The sequence below is a fragment of the Mixta hanseatica genome, assembly GCF_023517775.1.
Taxonomy (GTDB): Bacteria; Pseudomonadota; Gammaproteobacteria; order Enterobacterales; family Enterobacteriaceae; genus Mixta; species Mixta hanseatica.
Map to the genome: position 1 here is coordinate 73,441 of NZ_CP082905.1, position 20,675 is coordinate 94,115.

At 55.4% G+C, this 20,675-nt stretch carries 22 protein-coding genes; 3 read left to right on the forward strand and 19 right to left on the reverse strand.

The features are described from left to right. Position 1: 1 nt before the first annotated feature. Genes traV through K6958_RS20725 form a run of 7 tightly spaced genes read right to left on the reverse strand, consistent with a single transcriptional unit; the run spans position 2 to position 4,220 of the window. A complete protein-coding gene (gene traV, locus K6958_RS20695; RefSeq protein WP_249894783.1) occupies positions 2 to 553 on the reverse strand; it encodes a type IV conjugative transfer system lipoprotein TraV in 552 nt (183 codons plus the stop codon). Then, complete coding sequence (locus K6958_RS20700) at positions 546 to 902, reverse strand: hypothetical protein (RefSeq protein ID WP_249894784.1); 357 nt, start codon at positions 900 to 902, stop codon at positions 546 to 548. Before K6958_RS20700 ends, traV begins: the two co-directional genes overlap by 8 nt. Further along, positions 899 to 2,287: a TrbI/VirB10 family protein gene (locus tag K6958_RS20705; protein WP_249894785.1), complete on the reverse strand. Its 1,389-nt coding sequence runs from the start codon at positions 2,285 to 2,287 to the stop codon at positions 899 to 901. Before K6958_RS20705 ends, K6958_RS20700 begins: the two co-directional genes overlap by 4 nt. Further along, positions 2,277 to 3,002 carry a TraK domain-containing protein gene (locus tag K6958_RS20710; RefSeq protein WP_249894786.1) on the reverse strand — a complete coding sequence of 242 codons (726 nt, stop codon included), beginning with the start codon at positions 3,000 to 3,002 and terminating at the stop codon, positions 2,277 to 2,279. Before K6958_RS20710 ends, K6958_RS20705 begins: the two co-directional genes overlap by 11 nt. Further along, positions 2,995 to 3,567: a TraE/TraK family type IV conjugative transfer system protein gene (locus K6958_RS20715; protein WP_249894787.1), complete on the reverse strand. Its 573-nt coding sequence runs from the start codon at positions 3,565 to 3,567 to the stop codon at positions 2,995 to 2,997. Before K6958_RS20715 ends, K6958_RS20710 begins: the two co-directional genes overlap by 8 nt. 17 nt (positions 3,568 to 3,584) lie before the next feature. Further along, the gene (gene traL, locus K6958_RS20720) at positions 3,585 to 3,881 is read right to left on the reverse strand and encodes a type IV conjugative transfer system protein TraL (RefSeq protein WP_249894788.1); all 297 of its coding nucleotides are present in this window, start codon (positions 3,879 to 3,881) and stop codon (positions 3,585 to 3,587) included. A gap of 9 nt (positions 3,882 to 3,890) precedes the next feature. Further along, a complete protein-coding gene (locus tag K6958_RS20725) occupies positions 3,891 to 4,220 on the reverse strand; it encodes a type IV conjugative transfer system pilin TraA (protein WP_249894789.1) in 330 nt (109 codons plus the stop codon). A gap of 283 nt (positions 4,221 to 4,503) precedes the next feature. Here K6958_RS20725 and K6958_RS20730 point away from each other — a divergent pair, with 283 nt between their 5' ends. Further along, positions 4,504 to 5,832: a helix-turn-helix domain-containing protein gene (locus tag K6958_RS20730; protein ID WP_249894790.1), complete on the forward strand. Its 1,329-nt coding sequence runs from the start codon at positions 4,504 to 4,506 to the stop codon at positions 5,830 to 5,832. Positions 5,833 to 5,877: 45 nt separating this feature from the next. Here the strand turns inward: K6958_RS20730 and K6958_RS20735 are convergent, their stop codons facing one another. Then, positions 5,878 to 6,279: a relaxosome protein TraM gene (locus tag K6958_RS20735; RefSeq protein ID WP_249894791.1), complete on the reverse strand. Its 402-nt coding sequence runs from the start codon at positions 6,277 to 6,279 to the stop codon at positions 5,878 to 5,880. A gap of 413 nt (positions 6,280 to 6,692) precedes the next feature. Between K6958_RS20735 and K6958_RS20740 the strand changes: the two genes are divergently transcribed. Beyond that, on the forward strand, positions 6,693 to 7,193 hold the full coding sequence (locus tag K6958_RS20740; protein ID WP_193405551.1) for a lytic transglycosylase domain-containing protein: 501 nt from the start codon (positions 6,693 to 6,695) through the stop codon (positions 7,191 to 7,193). 259 nt (positions 7,194 to 7,452) lie between these two features. Here the strand turns inward: K6958_RS20740 and K6958_RS20745 are convergent, their stop codons facing one another. From K6958_RS20745 to K6958_RS20775, 7 genes are all read right to left on the reverse strand, one after another. Continuing rightward, positions 7,453 to 8,307: an LPD29 domain-containing protein gene (locus K6958_RS20745; RefSeq protein ID WP_193405549.1), complete on the reverse strand. Its 855-nt coding sequence runs from the start codon at positions 8,305 to 8,307 to the stop codon at positions 7,453 to 7,455. 66 nt (positions 8,308 to 8,373) lie between these two features. Further along, positions 8,374 to 8,964 carry a hypothetical protein gene (locus tag K6958_RS20750; protein WP_193405548.1) on the reverse strand — a complete coding sequence of 197 codons (591 nt, stop codon included), beginning with the start codon at positions 8,962 to 8,964 and terminating at the stop codon, positions 8,374 to 8,376. A gap of 688 nt (positions 8,965 to 9,652) precedes the next feature. Then, the gene (locus K6958_RS20755; protein WP_249894792.1) at positions 9,653 to 9,955 is read right to left on the reverse strand and encodes a hypothetical protein; all 303 of its coding nucleotides are present in this window, start codon (positions 9,953 to 9,955) and stop codon (positions 9,653 to 9,655) included. A 675-nt stretch (positions 9,956 to 10,630) separates the two neighbouring features. Continuing rightward, positions 10,631 to 10,996 (reverse strand): hypothetical protein, encoded by a 366-nt coding sequence (locus K6958_RS20760; protein WP_249894793.1) that lies wholly within the window; start codon positions 10,994 to 10,996, stop codon positions 10,631 to 10,633. A 203-nt stretch (positions 10,997 to 11,199) separates the two neighbouring features. Next, a complete protein-coding gene (radC, locus tag K6958_RS20765; protein ID WP_249894829.1) occupies positions 11,200 to 11,640 on the reverse strand; it encodes a RadC family protein in 441 nt (146 codons plus the stop codon). A 173-nt stretch (positions 11,641 to 11,813) separates the two neighbouring features. Further along, positions 11,814 to 12,023, reverse strand: coding sequence for a hypothetical protein (locus tag K6958_RS20770; protein ID WP_249894794.1), 210 nt, complete (start codon positions 12,021 to 12,023; stop codon positions 11,814 to 11,816). Positions 12,024 to 12,069: 46 nt separating this feature from the next. Then, positions 12,070 to 12,648: a hypothetical protein gene (locus K6958_RS20775; RefSeq protein WP_249894795.1), complete on the reverse strand. Its 579-nt coding sequence runs from the start codon at positions 12,646 to 12,648 to the stop codon at positions 12,070 to 12,072. Between the two features lie 645 nt (positions 12,649 to 13,293). Here K6958_RS20775 and K6958_RS20780 point away from each other — a divergent pair. After that, entirely contained in the window at positions 13,294 to 14,160 is an 867-nt protein-coding gene (locus K6958_RS20780; RefSeq protein ID WP_249894796.1) for a hypothetical protein, read from the forward strand. Between the two features lie 673 nt (positions 14,161 to 14,833). Here the strand turns inward: K6958_RS20780 and K6958_RS20785 are convergent. The 4 genes from K6958_RS20785 to K6958_RS20800 all read right to left on the reverse strand — a co-directional run bounded on the left by K6958_RS20785 (position 14,834) and on the right by K6958_RS20800 (position 20,369). Next, entirely contained in the window at positions 14,834 to 15,565 is a 732-nt protein-coding gene (locus K6958_RS20785; protein ID WP_249894797.1) for a plasmid SOS inhibition protein A, read from the reverse strand. A 51-nt stretch (positions 15,566 to 15,616) separates the two neighbouring features. After that, positions 15,617 to 17,614: a ParB/RepB/Spo0J family partition protein gene (locus tag K6958_RS20790; RefSeq protein ID WP_249894798.1), complete on the reverse strand. Its 1,998-nt coding sequence runs from the start codon at positions 17,612 to 17,614 to the stop codon at positions 15,617 to 15,619. Between the two features lie 725 nt (positions 17,615 to 18,339). Beyond that, positions 18,340 to 18,903: a class I SAM-dependent methyltransferase gene (locus K6958_RS20795; RefSeq protein ID WP_249894799.1), complete on the reverse strand. Its 564-nt coding sequence runs from the start codon at positions 18,901 to 18,903 to the stop codon at positions 18,340 to 18,342. 92 nt (positions 18,904 to 18,995) lie between these two features. Further along, a complete protein-coding gene (locus tag K6958_RS20800) occupies positions 18,996 to 20,369 on the reverse strand; it encodes a DUF3560 domain-containing protein (RefSeq protein ID WP_249894800.1) in 1,374 nt (457 codons plus the stop codon). Between the last annotated feature and the right edge of the window lie 306 nt (positions 20,370 to 20,675).

Consider the following 20,675-nt stretch of genomic DNA (forward strand, 5'->3'; position numbering starts at 1 on the left):
CTCACATCAGAATGCCGCTCCAGTCACCGTGACTGGAGACGCTGTAAATGACCTCGCCCATGTGGACGTTGTTGTCAGGTGAGACGTAGGGTGCTATCCAGATGCGCGCCACGCCGTCAGGGCGGCGGAACGCAGCGGCAGGTTCAGGAAAGCAGTGCGCTGCGCTGCAGTACGCGGTCTGATCCGTGGTGGTGCGCAGCACGCCGTTTTCACGCGTAAACGGGCGGACCCCGCCGGTTGATGCCAGACGCACCGGAATGCCGTCATTCAGGCCGCTGCGGCGTGCCTGCGCGTCGGTCTGCGGGTCCAGACGAATGGTGCCGGTATCAATCAGGCGGTAGTCATCCAGGCGGATGCCTGCGCCGGTGAAGCCGTTCGGCGCAGTAGCTGCGGGCGCGTTCCCGCTGCTGCCCGCAGACATATCGTCGGCCTGCGACATCCAGACGCCGGAGTCTTTAGCGGGCTTGTCAAATTCAAAGTCTTCGTTCATGCCCGCGCAGCCGCTCAGCATGATGGCCAGCGCGCTGACCATAAAAGGATTCGCTTTAGTCATGGTGTTCTCCATCAGCGCTGTCAGGTGAAAGCGCATCAATTTCGGTAAAGTCGATAAAGAGATCGCCGTTTTTGCCGCTGGTCCCGAGCCGGGACAGCATGTTCATCGCGAAGGTGTCGCCGGGAGCCACCTCCAGCAGGCGGCGCAGCGTTTCCCCGAACAGCGTGACGTAGCCGTCGTCCGGGATGAGGCCGGGTTTGCAGTAGAGCTTTTTGACGCCAAATCCCAGCGCCTGCAGCCCCGGAATGCGGGCATCGGCGTCGCGTCCGAAGCAGTTAATCGTCCGTTCGGTAAAGACCATCCAGCCGCAGTGCTCTGCGTGACGAAGCCGGATTTTCCTGTCCGTCATTGCGCCACACCCTGCGGAGTCATGTTCCTCGCCTGCCCGCCGTTTGTCGGGGTCACAAAGTCATTCATGTTCAGGCGCGTCGCGTCACCGAGCTTGCCCACCAGGTCCGGCGGCAGGCCGCTGTTGCCCTGCTCGCGCGTTTGCGTGTCCTGCTGCTGGCCGCCGGCGCGCTGCTGCTCCTTCGCCAGCTTCGCGGCCTCTTCATCCTCAATAAACTTCGCGCGGAAGCCCTCGATAAACACCACCTCCACGCGGTTCGCCGCGCCAATCGGGATAATCGGGTGATACTGCTCGGCGCGCTCGATGTAGTAGTCGGCCAGCTTGTCCGCTGCCTTGCCCACGCCGCCACCAATTGCCCCGCGCGCCACGTCCCCGCCGCTCACCGTGCTGGTTGCGCCAATGCCGGTGACCGTCTGGCCGACCTGCGAGGCGCTCTGCCCCAGCCCGCCCAGCGCACCGGCGGTAAACGCCAGACCCAGAATCTTGCCGTTGCGCATTACCGGCACGCCCTTGATGCCGTTCTTGCCGTAGAAGGCGACGTGTCCCTTCACGGCCTGGTCGATGTGCTTGCCGTCAATGATGCAGGAGAGGCGCTGCAGCTGAACGATGGCGCGTTCGCTGGAGATGTCGCCGTAGGCCGCTGCCGTCACAAAGCAGTTATCCAGCTGCACCATTTTGTTGTTGCCCGGCATGTGCGCCCTGCCCTTGAGCTTGAACTGCATCGGCACCAGGTTGTTCTCACCGCGCACCGAAGCGTTGGCGTCGGCCCCTTCAATGATGATGGCATCAGAGAACGTACCGGTCGGCACCCAGAACGAGGCGTCTTTGGTTTTTGGCTCAAACTGCGAATAATCGAACGTCTGGTTGTCGATCTGCCCGGTCTGCACCGGCGCGGGCGCAAACGAGTATTCCGTGCGCGGCGGCGTGTAGCCCGCGCCCTGCTGCGCCCCCTGCTGCGCGCCCTGTTGTGCCTGCTGACCGGCAGGCGCCTGCTTTTGCTGGTTCTGCTGATTTTTCAGCTGTTCCATCAGGTCGCTCACGTTCTGCTGCAGCGATTTGTTGTTGTTCATCACATCCGACATCTGGTCTTTCAGTGATTTGAAGTCTTTCTGCATAGCGGAAAGCTGCTCGCGCGCCTCCTTCTCGCGGTTCTGCGCGGTGACCAGCAGCGAGCCCTGTGCGGAACCGTCAAAGGCATTCACCACGCCCCCGCCGGTCAGGTCCGGCTCGGCGGTGGCCCTGTCCGGTTTTTCCTCTTTACCACCGGTGTGCCCGGCCGCGCCCCGGTTAGCCAGATAGAGCCCGCCGATGATCACAGCAGCGGCGGCCAGAATGATGCCAAACAGCCGGCGCTGCTTGCTGCGGACCAGCGTATTAAGGTTCATCCGGGCCTCCTTTCGTGCGGAACACGGTGATCACCGAGACCTTTGCCCCCGGCTCCAGCACGTCGAGCTGCGGATGAAACGCCACTGCCATGACGCCCGGGCTCCAGAAGTAGCGTTCGCTCAGACGAATACGCTGTGAGGAAAGGCTGGTAATGTCGGTGCGCACGATGCGCACCCGGTCGCCCTGCCACGCGGTGACCGGACGCAGCGAAAAGGCGCTTTCCACCGCTCCGCTCACCGGTACGTCGGTGTTTTTACTGAACACGTAGCCTGCCGGCTTCCGGTTGGTGATGAAGCGCCCGACCAGCCCGCTGATGAGCGCGCTGTAGGTGTCCTGCTTCTGTTCATACTCCCGCGCCTCTTCCGTACCCTTCACGTCGCGGTTATCCACCGTCAGGCTTAAGCCCGCACGTTTGCCCGGCGTCGCCTGTACCGAGAAGGCAAAACCGGACGCGGTCTGCACGAACATGGTGAACGGCTTGTCGGTCACGGTAGAGAACACAATCGCGCCTTCCGGCGTGGGTGATTTGGCGCTCAGCACCCCCTGCGCCGCCTGCACGCTGAGGATACGGTCGTCATTAACGCGCAGGTAGTTCGGGTTGGTATTGCTCACGGCCGCGTTCACGCGGGCGCCGGGATTAAGCGTCAGCTGTTCGGCGTGGGCGCCGAAGACGGTCAGCAGCGCCACGGCGCTGATTAGCAGGGATTTACGCATCAGGAACCTCCAGGAAAGCGCTCCAGCAGAGACGGTTGTTGCGGGTGTCAGTGCGCAGGCGGTAGTGCTTCTTCACCGGCTTACCGTCATGCAGCCCATAGCTCAGCTGCAGATCGCCGGTAACATCCACGATGCCCCTGTCCGGCCAGACGCTGACGTCTTTGGGATAGAACACCGAGCCGCCGCTGTTGCCTTTCACGCGTGAGGCTTCATCAGCCAGCACACCTTTGAGTGATTTCTCCGCGCCGTCGCAGGCACCTGCCAGCAGCATTTCGTGGCTGGCTTCTGCATTTTTGTCGGAGATATTGAGGCGCAGGTTCAGCCACGCCAGCGCCATCAGGCGCAGGTAGCGGGCATCGCCGCGCTCGCCGGTAAAGCTGAACGGAGTGTCTGCGCCGTAAGGAACGATGATGGTCTGACGGTTATTGAGAAGCTGATTCATCAGCGCGCGGTTATCACTGTAAAGGCGCCAGCAGAGTATGAGCGCGAGGATTGCGATAACGAGCAGCACCAGAATAGCCACGGCCATATTGCGGTTTCCCGCCGAACGCAGCTTTAATTCCATGTTGTCTCCGGAGGGGGTCAGGCGACCCAGTGCCGTTTGTAGCTGTCTGGCAGGATGCTGATAAAGAAGCGCATCACTGAGGTGGGCAGGCACCAGTACGCAAGGTTGAGAAGATACTGAGAACCGCGGCCTTTCTTGAGATGACGAATTCCGACCACGGCAGCCAGGAGCGTGGGGCCGAAAATCCACATGTTGAGAAAAACTGCCAGCAGCGCCAGCGGCACATACAGGCAGAACTCATCAGGTGGCAGCCCCACGAAGCGCCTTTGCTCGGAAAACGTAGCCGCATAGGTATACCGGTCACGTTTTTCCATAAGCAGTCGTTAAGAAGGGATCACGTTAAAGGCGACGTTAACGAAAACCAGCAGCGCGGCGATGCTACCGAACAGCGCCAAGTTTTTGGTTTTGATGTAGGTGAACGCGATGAATGCAATTTCCAGAATATAAAGGATGTAAACGACAGCTGAATTACTACCAAAGGTATCGTTAACATCAGTTTTGGCCCCGGCGAAGTAGTCTACGGCGTGGGCGGGCATGGCAGAAACAGCCAAGATCGCCAGTGCAGAGAACAACGCAGTCTTGTTCACTTTTTTCCACGCTACCGCCCCTGCCTTGCGGCAGTAATTTACACACGAAGAGAGAGTGCCCTTCATAGGATTTTTCCTCAGTTAGAGATATAATGATGAGTTGGTTAAACTATCTTTTGTTGCTGTCGGTATTACCTTAAGTCAAATTACTGTTGTGCCGGTTACGCCTCCTTTACATATCTGTGGTATCGCAGCAGAAACTTACGTTTTCCTGACGGGTTGACGTTTTTTTACGCTTCCGGATCGCATGCTTCAATTTAAGTTATTGGTCTTACTGATCAATTTCATTTATCGTGATGGTGAGAATTTTCGCTTGTCTCACTAACTGGCTGAATGGAAAAGAAAAATTATGGCTGACACTGCCGACCTGGTTGTTCTTGTCGCCGATCCGGCGGGCTTTGCGGCTGAATTTTTTAGGATAAATCATGAGGTACCCTTAACTGTCCTGCTTAATGAAGCCCTGTTTCATTACAGGCGCGACCCCGGCTGGTTTGAAGTCATCGTCAGAGACAACCGCTACTATGCCTGCCAGCTCGTCACGATTCCCCTGCTCGTATTTATTAAAAAACGCGTTCCCGCCAGGCAACTACAGGCAGCTGCGGAACGAACGCTCGCGCAACTGAGCATGTATTCAGATACCGCTGATCCGGACGCCTGGATAATGATAAATGCGAATTTTTTCTCCCCCCTTCCCCGTCCCTGCGTAAACCTCTGGCAGGCTCGTAAATTAAAGAACAGCCTGGAAAAGGCGATATTTACCGATGCGGGTGAATACGCCGGACCGGAAAAAAAGCCTGCACTGCCGGCGGTTAAAAATACCGCGGAGGCTGCTGATGAAAATGTACCCACGACGCAGAGAAAAAGAAAAAACGGCCCCGACGCGGAGAAAGTCATGGCGCGCGTTATGCTTGGCTGGCGCGTCAGGGATATATGTGAAGAACAAAACTGCTCTGAAGCCTACGTTTATAACCTGATTAAAAAACGCAAGGGAAAATCCGCGATGGATTACCGCTGGAAGCAGTGGGAACTGATTTCAGCCATGTATCATGCTGAACCAAAGATGACGCTGGAAGAAATTGAAAAGGCCTGCGGGGTAACGCGGGCGGGAATTTATCATGCAATAAGAAAAATAGCAGAGCGTGATGGAAAAGAAATTACGCCCCGTGAGAGAGAAAAAAAACTGACACCGGAAGACGTCGAGACGATAAAACAAAAATTAAGCCAGGGCATGCTCAGGAAAGATATTCTTTCCGAATACCGTATTTCGGCAGAAACGCTCATCAGATACATAGGCACACGCGATGAGCACAGGGTAATATCCGGTGACCTCAAAGAGGTTGCGGTGCGACTGCGGATTCAGGGTAAAACGCTCCAGCAGACTGCTGATATTCTCGGTGTGAACCTTGACTGGGTAAAAAAAGCGTGGAGAGAAAAAAAGGATTCGCCTGTTATTAAAGAAAAACGCGTCAAGTATGATAATCGCAATGTGCTCTCAAAACGCGACCGCGATCAGGCTGTGAATGCTGTTCTGCGTGACGGACATACACGCAAGCAGATTTATACGCAGTACGGAATTAATGCACTCACGCTGCGGCGCTATATAAGAGATGCACAAAAAAGAGAGACAGAAGCATTAAAAGAAGAGGAAAAAGATTCAGACCAGCATAATGAAAAGTAAAGAGTTATGCCTGACGCAATACAGAAAGCATCAGGCACCTGATAATTATTTAAAATATTCCTGCAGTTTCCCTGCCACGCGCTCATTGACAGCTTTTAACCACTCAGGCTCAAGGATCATTTCGTTTTTAATGACTTTAGCAGGATCGACGGTTTCCTTCTGAATGCCAAAAATGGCGTCAGTTATAAAACCGCTGACCAGAACGTTCTTGGCGATAAATTCCAGCTTCTGGTCCAGCGTCTTTTCTGAAGTGTCCTTGCTGATTTTATTTTCATAAACGCGAAGTCCCAGCTTAAACATCTCCATGATAAAAGCTGACCGGTTCGCCGTTTCGCGTGACTCTCCGTCTTCAAGCTTCTTTTCAACGTGTGCATCAACCTTTTCTATAAGTGAAAAGGGAACGGTAAGATTGACGCGATTACTTTTGGGTGTGTTCTGCTCTGACATATATTTTGCCTCATAACCTGATATTAGAGCGAACCGTAACCGGATGACCGGGCGACGGATTGTTCATGCTGCATGAGAAAATAAACTCAACGCACCCACTTTTCAAGTAACCACAAAGTAACAACAAAGGGCTTCAACAGTGTCTGCACAGACACTTCTAAGTTCAAATATTAGTAAGTACTTGTTTTTAATAGCAGCACTTCGCAGTTACTTACAAGGAACTATTAAAGCACTATAAAGTTTCTTTGAAGAAATTTCGTTATGGGCTAAAATTTCTACGATTTACAACTAACTAACTGATATTAAATAATTAAAACCGCAAAAATAAATTTGCGAGTGGTGTGTAAAATCCCACTTCTTATGATATTATTGAGTTAATAAGCACCCCCGAACTTTTCAAATCAGGAGCCGCTATGCGTTTATTTATACACGCTGCAGCCCTGCTGGCTACAGGCATTTTCTCAGCCAGCGTGAATGCGGACTGTTTTATTAAAGCCGGTGAATGGTATTCCATTGATCCGGACTACCTGCGTGCTATCGCATGGCAGGAATCCCGCTACAATCCTGCCGCCATAAATACGAACAAAACCAAAGACGGAAAGCCCGGCAGCAGCGATTACGGCATCATGCAGATTAATTCGGTGACCATGCGCGGATTACAGAAAGAATATCCCGGCCTCAGTAAAGAAAAGCTCCTCAGCGATCCGTGCCTGAATATTTTCATCGGTGCCATGCTGCTGCGCCGTAACTTCAATCAGTACGGCACAACGTGGCTGGCAGTGGGAATGTATAATGCGGGAATGAAAAATATTCCGGTGACGATCAAGAACCGGTATAACTATGCGATGATTATCGACGCACATTATAAGGCCATCAAGGCGGGTAAAATCCCACGTACGGCAATCAACGGATGAATGATTAAAATCCTTATTACGGACTGCATTACTTTTTTTCTTCTGTGCCTGTGCTGGTTTAAATCCGTCAATGCAGTCTGCGCACAGAATTAACCGTTCCCGGTTCAATGCCGGGTACGGTCAACATGAGTAACGCCCCTGATGTTTTACCGCGCCGTGCAGGAAGAGTTTGCACCGGTTTTTATTTATTTGTCACCGGTTCAATACCGGTGACGGATAACAGGCCCCAAAAAAATGGAGCCATCCGGCCCCGTGCTGTTTATGCTTTCATTTCAGAAAGTATTCTGTTTATTTCACCGTGAACGCCCTGACTGTGCCAGAAGCAATCCCGGCCGACCCGGTACAGTTCGCCCGATTTAAATCGTGCCAGCGTAATTTCCTCTCCCTCCAGGCTGCTGCCATATTTTTTAGCGATGGTATCCACCGCTTTTTGTTTCATGGCATCGGAATAATTTCTGTCAGTAAAGACATAACCCACTCCGCCGAAAATACGATTAAAGGGAGACGCACTGGAAACAGACATATCCTGCATGGGATCGAAATAGCTGTCTTTATACTTATCAGTGACAGATTTAACTTCCTCCTCCGTAGGTCCGTCTGTCCAGATAACGCTTACGCTGTCATAACTGCGCTTGCGAACGGAAAATTTAATGCCCGGAAACTTCGCCTTAAGTTCCCTGCGTATATTTGACGTGACCTGTACCGCGCCGTTTTTATCCTGCGAAAGCGAAGCATATTCTGGTGCCGTTTTCAGACGCTGACATTCCGCTTCATATTTGCGGGCTTCTTCCTCCCGCGCCTGCTTTTTACGGCGTTCTTCTGCCTCTGCCTGTTTTACGATGCGCGTCGTTTCTTTACCGCTTTTTATTTCCGGGAATATGCTCCACTGTTTCCCGTAAAGGATACTTTCAGGCAGCGCGCGCGATATTCCGCCGCTCTCGAATGCAATGTCAAATGTCGCATTCCCGCCGTACGAAACGCATCCCGAAAGTGAACCCACTGACGCCGGTTTCTGCTCGCCGTGGATCGCAAAAATCACACCCCGTCCGCGATTGTAAAGAACTGTGCTGACAACCTGCCCCACAACCAGAGACTGCGCATTCTGTATTTTCATATCAGTTTCCCTTAATGCTGATGAAAGAGAGGCGCGACCCGTTTTCTTCCGGGCCGCAGGACATTTTCAGAACGGGATATCGTTTAAGGTGGTATCAGCGGCACCGGCAGTTACCTGAATGTCTTGCGCAGGATTCAGGGCGCTTTCCAGTGAGATGATGCCGCGTGCGACGTCGCTGGCCTGGTAATAATCAAGCCCTGCATCACACGCTGCATGAAACCTGTCGAAAAACTTTTTCGCCTCTTCCGCCATTACTGAGGAGGAGCGCCGTATATACTCCCGGCAGGCGTCCTGCCATGAGGCAGTGCGGTAATAAATTTGTCCCCGGCTGGCAATGATGTAACGTTCCGCAGAGATGTCGCCCACGTCGTACAGCGCCGTCATGCCACGGGCTGAACTCGTCAGACGCGGCAGCGCGCGATGTCCCGCCGCCAGTAATGCCGCCACTTCAGTTTCATCGAGCAACAGCACATCTGCGCCATAACTGCCGTTTCGCGTCGGATAGTGCTTTCCCTTTGCAGGCGTGGCGTTTTCATTCCCTGCGTCAGTGTTATGCCAGCGGGTGCGCAGATCGTTCGCGCTGACGCAGATTTTCTGGCCTTTAACCCATGTTTTGGAAGCTTCTGAAGCGGCGATGTTGACGTTCTGTGTGTTCATGCTGGTTCTCCTCTCAGGTGGTTAATCATGTTTCGGTGAGTTCCTCGCGGCAGAGGGCAAGTAAGCGGCGTCAGGCGGGCAGTGCAAGGGCGCCGCAGGCGTGCATTTCACCCTTGCGCTGAACGAATGACGTTGCTACGACCAGCCCTCCGCGGGGAACCATCCGGAACATGAAGGCACCGTTCGTGAGGACAGCATGAACACACCCCGGACGTCTCCGACGGCCGGTCCTTACAGGTTGCCGCGCAGCGGTAACCTGCAGAAGCGCCAGCGTCAGCTGGCTGCAGGGGTTGACCTGGCCCTTGCCATCAGACCCTAGCCGGCAGGCCCGGAACGCTTGCGGTCCGGCGGAGCTTACCGGCTTTGCCGGTTAGCGCAGTGGGGCTGACGACCCGGCAACGCCGGGGAGCCGAAGGTGGCCATTACGCAGTGGATGTTTTTGACCTTCAGTCAGTGAAAGACAAAGAAGCAGCTGCAGCGCAGGAAGCGAAGAGAGAAGACCATGAGACAGCACCCCGGAGAGAGAAAGCGCAGGCGAAGGGAGAGAGACGGTGCGTCAGCACCGTCTTTTCCCGGCCCGCAGGGCCGCCGGGTTTTAGCGGTGTTTACCGGACAGGATGCCCTGCCCGGAGCTGATGCATAACGTTTTAGCTTGGGTATACCGGCGCCCCGATCGGCGCCGTTATGGCTAAAAATCGAACCCGGCAGCCTTCGCCAGTTTAATGAATTTTTTATAATGCGCTGCGCTTACCGGGCAGATGTGTCTCCCGTCTCGCTGCGTACCTGTGCTGACTGCATAGCTATAGGCTTCATTCATTTTTTCCGGGTAGCATTTCCGGAATTCTTTCAATTTTTTCAGAGAACTGAACTCATAAATCTCAAAGTCTGCGTGATCCCCTGCCTTACTCCCCTCAGCCAGTAAAATTTTTGGGTATTCATTCCATGTTTTGGAAGCTTCTGAAGCGGCGGTGTTGACGTTCTGTGTGTTCATGCTGGTTCTCCTCTCAGGTGATTAATTCATGTTTCGGTGAGTTCCTCGCGGCAGAGGGCAAGTAAGCGGCGTCAGGCGGGCAGTGCAAGGGCGCCGCAGGCGTGCATTTCACCCTTGCACTGAACGAATGACGTTGCTACGACCAGCCCTCCGCGGGGAACCATCCGGAACATGAAGGCACCGTTCGTGAGGACAGCATGAACACACCCCGGACGTCTCCGACGGCCGGTCCTTACAGGTTGCCGCGCAGCGGTAACCTGCAGAAGCGCCAGCGCCAGCTGGCTGCAGGGGTTGACCTGGCCCTTGCCATCAGACCCTAGCCGGCAGGCCCGAAACGCCGCTTCTGGCGGTTCGGCGAAGCTTACCGGCCCTGCCGGTTAGCGCAGTGGGGCTGACGACCCGGCAACGCCGGGGAGCCGAAGGTGGCCATCACGACGTTGACTTTTTTGACCTTCAGTCAGTGAAAAACAGAGAAGCAGCTGCAGCACAGCAGGATTAACAGCAGCAGGAAGCGAAGAGAGAAGACTGTGAGACAGCGCCCCGGAGAGAGAAAGCGCAGGCGAAGGGAGAGAGACGGTGCGTCAGCACCGTCTTTACCCGGTCCGCAGGGCTGCCCGCCGTTCAGCCGCCGGTGAATGCAGCTGCAGGGCCATAAACGGCCCCGCCCTTGTTGCGTTACATTTCCTCCAGTTCTGCCTGATAGTGCATTTCTGCCATGCTGACCAGCGATGCAAATGTTACCTCCCCGCCCGTTATGCCTTCCTGCCCGCACAGGTGCATCAGGTTGGCTATCAGATCCTGAACGGCGGTATATGCATCCTCTCCCCGACCATCAAGCCCGGTTCGCCTGGCAAAGATCCATAACGCTTCAGCCGCGACCGTTGCCCGATCTGTGTTACCCCAGATAAGCGCCGGACTTTCTGTGCCTTCAGCCATTGCGGCAATCTCTTTTATGGTGCTCATGGTTACCGGCTCGTGGTTATCGTTCTGTTCAGGGTTTACTGTTGTGGTATCTGTCGGTAAAGTTGACTGTGTAGACACATTGATCTCCTGTTTTGTGGTCAGTGTTTCTCTGATGCCCCGGCTTCGTCGTGGATACCAGGGGCGGAATCTGGCAGGGTTAACCCCCTGCCTTTTTTCTGTCCGTTACTCCGGCTTGTATGCCATGAGGGTGATCACGCGCCCCCCCGTACCGGCAAACATATTCTCCAGCGGCTCTGACCAGCTGTACTCCCAGCCCGGCATCAGACAAGCCCCTTTCTGGCCATTGATACGGCCTCATTACCTGCCACGATGATGTGATCGATGACCCGCACAGCGACCAGCTCAAGCGCTTTTTTCAGGCGTACGGTGATTTGCACGTCTGCGCGGGAGGGTTCGGTACTGAATGAGGGATGGTTATGACTCAGGATCACCGCTGCAGCGTTCAGCCGCAGGGCTGCGCGAACCACTTCACGGGGATGAATTTCGGTTGATGCAATGCTGCCAATAAATAACTCTTCATAAGCAATCAGCTGATGCTGGTTGTTCAGAAACGCAACAGCAAAGGTTTCTCTTTCACGTCCGGCTAGTTTTGCCCGGAAAAATTCCTCTGACACTTCTAATGATTCAAAGACGGTGCCTGCCGGGTAACGGAAATCGACTGCCCGCGTTGCTTCTGTAAGGATCTGGCTGACAGAGGCCATAACATAATTCCCCTGCGTGTCCCGGACGTGCAGGTGACTGAAAAAGCTGATATTGCCTCCCACTGTTTCCAGCGCGGTTTCTTCTGATTCTGAAAAACTGGTAATGATGCTCTGCTGTGGCATATTGCGTCTCCCGTGTGACTGGCTGTTATATTTTCCGGCTTTACCGGCTGTCAGCTTTCGCTTATCAGAACGAAAAACCGGTGCCGCTGATCGAGTAAAAACTCCCGTGCCTGCCCGCTTATTCCCGGTCGTGCGGCTTCGGCGGTATAGCGGTTGTAGGTGATGCATTCCGCTCCGGTCATAACGTGGCCGGTGTATGTCACGTATCCTGCCTGCAGCGGATTTTTCAGCGCGGCCGCCAATCGTTCCTGTGTATTCATTGCTTTCTCCTGTTTCCCCTGCAGCGTGCTGCAGGGGAATGAATCATTAACCTTTCAGGCGGGAAAACTGCCAGTGACAGAACGGGCTGTATTCATCTGCTTTCGGCAGGCTGGCCTGCGCATATTTTTTCAGTCCCTCATGTTCTGACCAGAACAATTCCAGCGCCGCCACGTTAAGCAGTCCCGCTGACTTATATACATTGGTGGTCTGATATTCGTTGAGCTCCACATACTCTTCGTCGCCGATGGGGTTTGCTGAATGCACGACACGGGTTTCATAGGTTTCCGGTGCCGCGCCAGCTTTGGGTGCAAACACGGCAACGGTAATGAGGAGCTTTTCATGCGGGTTAATCAGCATAAGATCTGTTGTGGAGCGGTAACTCCCCGTATCAAATGAAGCCTCGTCCCGTGTAAACGTCGCCGCCGCCAGGTACTCCAGATGCATTTTAAAATCGCTGCGCAGCGCTGCGGTATTCACGTTGAACTGCGGATAATCGACGTAAAAAAGATTGCGACGAAAGGCGCGGCGTATAGCCTCATAGCTGATATCTTCTGCGGGTTTTGTCGTTGAAAATGATGATTCTTTAGATTCTGAAGCCGTGGTGTTGACGTTCTGCTGTGACATGTTGTTTCTCCTGTTCAGGGTTAAGTGATGTTTCTCTGAGTTCCTCGCCGTGAGGGCAGAACAGGCGACCGGGCATCAGGCTGAACGCAGGGGGAAACGGCAAAGCCGCAGCCCGCAGGGACCGGGTGCAGACGTTTAGCTGTGCGACCCTTGCGTGAAGACGCCCGGGTGCCAGGTTTCTGCACGGCGAAGGGGCTCAGGGGAACAAAACAGGACAACAGGTGATGAACAGGGTACAGCCCCGGAACGGCACACCACGGTGCCGGTCCGGTCCTTACAGGCTGCCGCCTCGCGGCGGCCTGCAGACGCGCCGGCGCCAGCCGGCTGCACGGGGGTTGACCTGGCCGTTGCCATCAGACCCTAGCCGGCAGGCCCGGAACGCGACGCGGTCCGGCGAAGCTTACCGGCTCAGCCGGTTAGCGCAGTGGGGCTTGACGACCCGGCTGTGCCGGGGAGCCGGAGGGGGCCACAGAATTTTTGATTTTAATGTCCGCTATGTTCCAGAAGCGGAAGTTGGGATGCCAGAGACTCTCTAAAAGTGGATGGTTCTTTTTAGGGAAACGTACAGTGGCGGCAGGCATGATAGAGCTGATAAGCTATGTATAGAGTTAAAAATTCATTTAATCGCGAGATAATAATCAAATTATGAAAAGAATTATTCCTGATAAAAATTGGTGGGATAACGAGAGTCATAATCGAAATGCTGCAACAGTTTGTCCATACGCTAATTCGCATAGCTGCCCTCGATATCATTACAGTGTAGTTCTGCTTAAACGTATTAACATGATAGCGGGCATAACGGATAAAAAAGAGGAGGAGTTGAGTGAGTATTGGGAAAGAACTAAATTTTCATCTTTATGTGATGAAGAAACCCCCTCGGTTTATTCCAATGAAAATGGCGGCGTTTCATCAATCATTAACTTTTGCCCTGAAATATCATATAAGTATTTTTACTATTATGCTGATTACATGTGTAAATATGTCGATGGAATTGATCAAGATTCAGGCGTACGCATTGCGGAAAAAGAAAATTTAAAAAATGACTGGAAGTATTCATGGATGGAAGTTCATCCTAGATTTTATTTGGATTGCGATGTATTTAATCATGTTAAACTGTTTAATGAAACTTTGGGAAATGATTACCTAAAAAGATTGCATCCCAATATTGTTCAGCAAATAAGTAGAATGAATAATTGTTTAGATTCCAATGACCCGGCAGGAGCGTTGCACGCTGCCTCTAACATTTTAGAAACAATGGCGAAAGATATTTCTCAAAATCCAAATGTATCAAATCAATCACTGGGTGGTTTTTTTGAGCAATTCAAGAAAAATTCAAGCTTACCTGATAACCTTATTGATGCGATTAAAGATATTTACAATTTGCGTAACAGATTACCTACTGCTGGACACGGAAGTCTGGACAAGCCTGAATTGACTATGGCAGATGCTATAGCTATTGCTGCATTGACAAAAGCGATATTAGAAATTGAATATCGAAGCAAGGCCATCTAATAAGTCAAATTCATTAACGCTTCAATTCCCCAGCGCGGGACCTTTCTCGGCAAAGAGCATGCACGCGACGGCGATCAAACAAAGCAGTGCCGGCGAAGCCGTATACTTCAGCCTTGCTTTTTCCAGGCGAGGGGGCGAAACCCGGCCCTCCGCGAGAGAGCCGCTGAGAGATGCCACCGATAAAAGAGGGAATGCATACACCCGGCGCGCCATTGAGGCGTGACGATAGTAAAGTGATGGCAGACTTATGTCGTCAAGGTGAGGCCGCGGGCGTCAGCCCGCTGAGGCAGTTGGTCATTAAAGCCATCAGACCCAAGCCGGCAGGCCCGGAACGCCACGCGGTCCGGCGGAGCTTACCGGCGCCAGCCGGTTAGCGCAGTGGGGCTGACGACCCGGCTGTGCCGGGGAGCCGGAGGGGGCCATCAGGATATTGATGCTTTTGACCTTCAATGCGCGAAACCCGGTGACGCAGCTGCATTACAGCAGAAAGATTAACAGCAGCAGGAAGCGAAGAGAGAAGACTGTGAGACAGCGCCCCGGAGAGAGAAAGCGCAGGCGAAGGGAGAGAGGCGGTGCGTCAGCACCGTCTTTACCCGGCCCGCAGGGCCGCCCGCTTTTCTCGCGTGGCCAGAGTCTGCAGCAAGCCGGACAGGCTGCGCCCGGCTTAACAGGTTCAGGGACGGAACGTCAGCAGTACGGGCAGCGCAAACCGGTCGGTCATCCTGCTGAATGCGCTCAGCTCACCGGCCAGAATGCTGATATCGAGCATCACGCGCCACAGCGGCTCGCCGTACCACTCCAGCGGATCGATATGGCGGCATGACACAAACCGCTTCAGCCACGCCAGTATCAGCGACAGAAGATCGCTTTCAAAAATATCCCGCGCCTGCCAGTGCGCATACCATCCTCCCACCGTCTGCGGCGTGTAAAACGCCAGCTCCAGCGCAGCCTGCGCCAGCCGGTTCTGATAGCGCCTGCGCTTCTGCTCGCGCTCCCGGCTCTCCCGGTTCTGCGCCCTGCTCTGACGCAGCGTTAAGCGCTTTTCCCGACGCTCCGTGAAACGGACGGCGGTCAGCGGAAACAGCCTTGAGCCGGTATCCTGCGACAGCGGCGCAGGGCAGCGCTCGCCGCGTGAGGCAATAAGCGTATCGAGCGCAGCCAGGTATTCCCGCGCAGGCGGCGCAGAGCGATCACCGGGTGTGTATTCAGGCATGACCCGGCGCAGCTGATCAGCCTTAATGGTGCGTGTCCCGCAGTAATGGCGCATAAAGGCACTGGCGTAGGGGTGCGCGCCGCGCGCCGCTCTGCCCTGCAGGCGCTTTTCAACCTCGGCAACGGCCAGGCTGATGGCAAAGGTGTACGGGCAGGCGGGAACGATTGAAAGGTGCCGGGGAATGGTATTCATCAGGTTTCCTCCTTGTCTGTAGTGACCGCCCGGACGGGCGGTCTGCCGCTGTCAGCCTTCGCTGCCCGTTTCGTCTTCGCTGCCGTTTTCCGTCACTGCAGGCTGCAGGGGTTTCATCCATGCAGGCACCCAGCGGGCATCTTTCATCACCTCTTCAGCAAATTCAGCGGCGTCTCCCTTCTTCATCTTTTCCGCATCGCTGGCATTACCCGTTTTACCGGCCTCCTTCAGCGCCCCGGTAATCTGCTCTTTGCTCATGCGTTTAAAGAAGCCCTCAGCGCCCGGCTGCCACCAGTCGGCCAGGTCAAAGCCCAGCGCCATTTCCAGCGTATCGAGGTTACTGGTCTGGCTGCGACCATAAATGCGCTCCTGGAAGCTGCACACCGCCGTGGCGCTGCAAAATCCCAGCAGCCCCAGCACGTCCCCCGTGCTCCAGCCCATCAGCCAGCGGAAGTCCTGCGACCAGTCTTCTGGGAGTTTCGCCTCCCACTGCGCCTTCTGCTCCTGAATGAACTGCCAGGCCTTTGTATCTTCCTTTGCGGTCGTCCCGGCAATCAGCGCGGAACTGTTGTCCGTAAGGCTGATTTTCATCGGGGTTCCGTCATAGTTGCGGTGGCTGAAGGTGCTGCGGCACAACGTCCAGGTCAGCATGGCAAGCGCGATGTCCGGCTTCGTACTCAGCGCCGCCTGTACCGCCAGTGAACGTTCGCACGACATCGAGCGAACCAGCGTGGCGGAGTAGTCTTCGGAAAGCGTCTGCAGGTCTTCCTTATTTCCGGGCTTCGCCTTCTTCGGCAGGTCGGCCTGACGCTGCACCCCGCGCTGAATAAAGCAGCTGCCGCGCTCAAAGCAGACCAGCGCCCCGGTTTTGTCCTTGTCCGCGCCTGCCCAGCTGCGCTTCAGCCCCGTTTCTTCCAGCGCGGCAACCTGCTTTTTCAGCTGCGCAACCAGCGCGTCGTCGTCGCTGAGTTTCACCCGGGCGCGAAGTTCGCTCAGCTCTTTATCTTCCTCCGGCGTCAGCTCCGGGCAGCGCTCCGGCAGCAGGTAATACGTTTTTTTCACCTCGCTGCTCCAGCTGTGCAGACGGCTGTCCATTCTGACTTCAGCCCAGGCAAACCCTTCTTCTTTCTCGACGGCGGCGGCAATCTGCTGGAGCTTTTCAAGCGTCAGCTGCTCAACCAGCGCCGTATCGATATAGCCCTCGTCTTCATCGCTAAACAGGTCGGTGCGAATGGTTCCGCCCGCCGCGAGATAGGCATCTTTACCGATAAAAGCGAACTTTAGTGAGTGGCTAATCGCCGTCTCAGTGGAGGTGATTAGCTTACGGATGATTTCAGCGGAGGCGTTGTAATACCCCGAGGCCTGTTCCCATACCTCCAGTTGACGCTCATGCGTGTCAGCCAGCGCCAGCGCCTGACACTGATCGATCGTGATGCTATCGGCGGCCAGCTCGTCAAGAATGGCGGGTGCCAGGCCAGTCAGCTTCAGGCAGCGCTGAACGTGGCGTGAGCTGTAGCCCATGAGGTCGCCAATCTGCGCTGGTGTTTTGCCCTCGTCTGCCAGCGCCTGAAAACCGGCGATCTGCTCGGCAGGGTGCATATCCTCACGCTCGCCGTTTTCGACCATTGAAGCCGCCCGCGCCAGCTCCTCAGTGACGCGCTTGACCGGGATGGGCTGATCGGGCTGATACACGCCCTGCGAAACGAGCAGCTGCATCGCGGTAAGACGGCGCCCACCGCAGGCCACGCCCAGCATCCCGTCAGCCATATCGTGCGCGATCAGGTTATGCAGCAGCCCGACGTTTTTAATGGTGGCGGCAAGCGACTCGATACGTGACCGGACGTAGATCTTACTGCGCACGTTGAGAGGTGAAATCATCAGTCGCGAGAGTGGGATCATCTCGATGTCGATTTTCTCCAGTGCCTGCTCTACCGCCGCTGCTGCAGCTTTGTCAGCTTTCGCTTTCGCGGGACGACGCGTTTTTTTTGTTTTTAAAGATGATGATTCTTCAGATTCTGAAGCCGTGGTGTTGACGTTCTGCTGTGACATGTTGTTTCTCCCGTGTGGTTGCATGTGATGTTTCTCCGAGTTCCTCGCCGTGAGGGCAGAACAGGCGACCGGGCATCAGGCTGAACGCAGGGGGAAACGGCAAGGCCGCAGCCCGCAGGGACCGGGCGCCGCCGTTTAGCTGTGCGACCCTTGCGTGAAGACGCCCGGGTGGCAGGTTTCTGCACGGCGAAGGGATTCGGGAAACGAAACAGAACGCGGAAGGATGAACAGGGCACAGCCCCGGAACGGCACACCACGGTGCCGGGCCGGTCCTTACAGGTTGCCGCGCAGCGGCAGCCTGCAGAAGCGCCGGCGCCAGCCGGCTGCAGGGGTTGACCTGGCCCTTGCCATCAGACCCAAGCCGGCAGGCCCGGAACGCCATGCGGTCCGGCGGAGCTTACCGGCTCTGCCGGTTAGCGCAGTGGGGCTCGACGACCCGGCATCGCCGGGGAGCCGGAGGTGGCCATCAGGATGTTGACGTTTATGACCCTGAGAGGAAGTAAGTTCGCGAAGCAGCTGCCGCACAGCAGAAGCCGCAACAGCAGCAGGAAGCGAAGAGAGAAGACCATGAGACAGCGCCCAGGAGAGAGAAAGCGCAGGCAAAAGCAGAATAACCGCCGTGGCGGCGCAGCCGCCGCAGCCGTTATCAGCGGCCATTGACGTTTGCGGCCTCAGCTGTCGGCACAAATCCGGCCCCGCGTGCGCGGAACCGGCGATACTTTCTGTCAGACATCAATGCGGACAATCATCGTGGAAACGTCTGTGTATGCGAATGCCCCGCATGGAAGCACCTCCTGATGCGTTGCAATATGCTTAAATTCCCGCTGCTGGCGCGGACCATTTGCGCAGACCGCTACAAGGTTACCGCCCGGCGCCAGCATTTTTAGCGCATGCCGGATATGTTTCAGATCCTCACAGTGGCGGAAAGGTGGATTCATTAAAATCCGATCATAAACGGCCTGCGGGGCGCAGCTCAGGAAATCCGCGCAGGTTACGGGCACCTCCGGAAATGTGTCTTTAAGATGCTGCGCCAGCGCCGCGTTCATTTCCACACATTCACAGCGGACCGCAGGCACGGCGGCAAGTACGGCGCGCAGAATGGCACCCGTTCCCGCGCTGGGCTCCAGCACCCGGTTTCCTGGCCGGATATCGGCAAGGGTGACAAGCTTCTGACACACCGGATCTGACGAAACAAACAGTTGCGTGTCAGCATGTACCCGGGCGACGGGCTGCATACTGCTGAGTTTCTGTTGCATCTGCGCAATTCGCGCGCTGAGTTCGGTTCGCATTTTTTTTCTCCCATGCCGGCGCTTGCCGGCATGCTTTGTATAGCTATTTGTATATGCACAATTTCCCCGGCCACGCCGGGGAGCCTGGTTTGTCAGCGCGGCACCTCTACTGTCTTCATATCGGTGATATACACCGGCGACAGGGTGTAACCCGTGGACATGACGCGGCGTATCCGGTAAGCCTTGTGATCGTCACCGGCCGCAATGCCCTTCACCTGTTTAAAATCGGCGTGCTTTTTGCTCCATTCCTCCTTTGTCATGCTTACGAAGCCCTCACCCGGGTAGTTAACGATCGGCGGACGCTTCGCGGCCGCCTTAGCCGCTTTTGCCTCCTCTGCGCTGGGCGCCTTATATTCGGTGATGCGATCGGGCGTGATGGTGGTTGTGGCGCCTTCCCGACCCATGAATGAATATTCCGGGGTGACCAGCGAGCTGATTTTTCCGCCGCTGCGGTTTACGCGGATGATGGTCAGCCACTCACCGCGACTTTTTACCTGGCCGCCCGGCACCATTTCGGTATCTGAGGCCAGCACGCCGCCGTGCTCGTCCAGCATGGCGCGCTCGTAGGCAATGCGGTTGCGGTAGTGCGCTGTCCAGCGGCTTAACCGTGTGATGGTGCGTTCATGACAGGGAATGCAGATATCCCGCGCCTGCTCAGCGGTAATAATGTCCTCTTCGAGGGCAGACCAGATGCTGCGGCTGCCTTCGTACTGGCTTTTTTCCGGCGGGCGCGGGTACTTCTCCAGGGTAAAGCAGCAGTGAAGGTGATCAACGTTCGCTATGACAAGAGCCATCGCGCGGTTAAGGTTTTCAGATGACCAGAGTTTGATAAATTTCTGACAGTCCTGCAGGCGGCGATCTGCCTTGCGCAAATCGGCCTCAATCTTTTTGATGCGGCGCCAGCGCACGTCCGGGCGCTCTTTGTAAGCCGCGTGACGCAGCGAGGCCTCTGCGCGGCGCTCCCAGTATTCTGACGTTTCAAACAGGTTTACGGCGCGGCGCATGCCGTTCTCAATTTTCTGCGCGTGCTTACGCGCGCGGCGCTCGCTGTGGTGCCCAACCAGAATTGGCTGACCGAAAGGAACAGCCGAAGCCAGGCTGTCCACGGCGGCCAGCACCTGCCCTGACTCGGCTGCGCGCTTTTCGCTGTACTCTTCAAAACGTTCCGCGCGCTCCTCCTGGCGGTCAAACAGCGTCTGATCTTCGTCTTCAATTTCGCCCGCCAGTTCGATTAGCAGGTCTTCCCGATCGGGCGTCCACATTGGCGCCACAAAAAGTGCCTGGCGCGGCGCGTATTTAAAGCCCGCATCTTTAACACGTTGATACGTATCCTCATCCAGACGGTGCAGCGAATACAGGCGCAGCTTGTTATCATCCGGTGAATACGTTGCACGGTAGTTTTCGCGTTTAAAAAAAGATGATTCTTTAGATTCTGAAGCCGTGGTGTTGACGTTCTGCTGTGACATGTTGTTTCTCCTGTTCAGGGTTAAGTGATGTTTCTCTGAGTTCCTCGCCGTGAGGGCAGAACAGGCGACCGGGCATCAGGCTGAACGCAGGGGGAAACGGCAAAGCCGCAGCCCGCAGGGACCGGGTGCAGACGTTTAGCTGTGCGACCCTTGCGTGAAGACGCCCGGGTGCCAGGTTTCTGCACGGCGAAGGGGCTCAGGGGAACAAAACAGGACAACAGGTGATGAACAGGGTACAGCCCCGGAACGGCACACCACGGTGCCGGTCCGGTCCTTACAGGCTGCCGCCTCGCGGCGGCCTGCAGA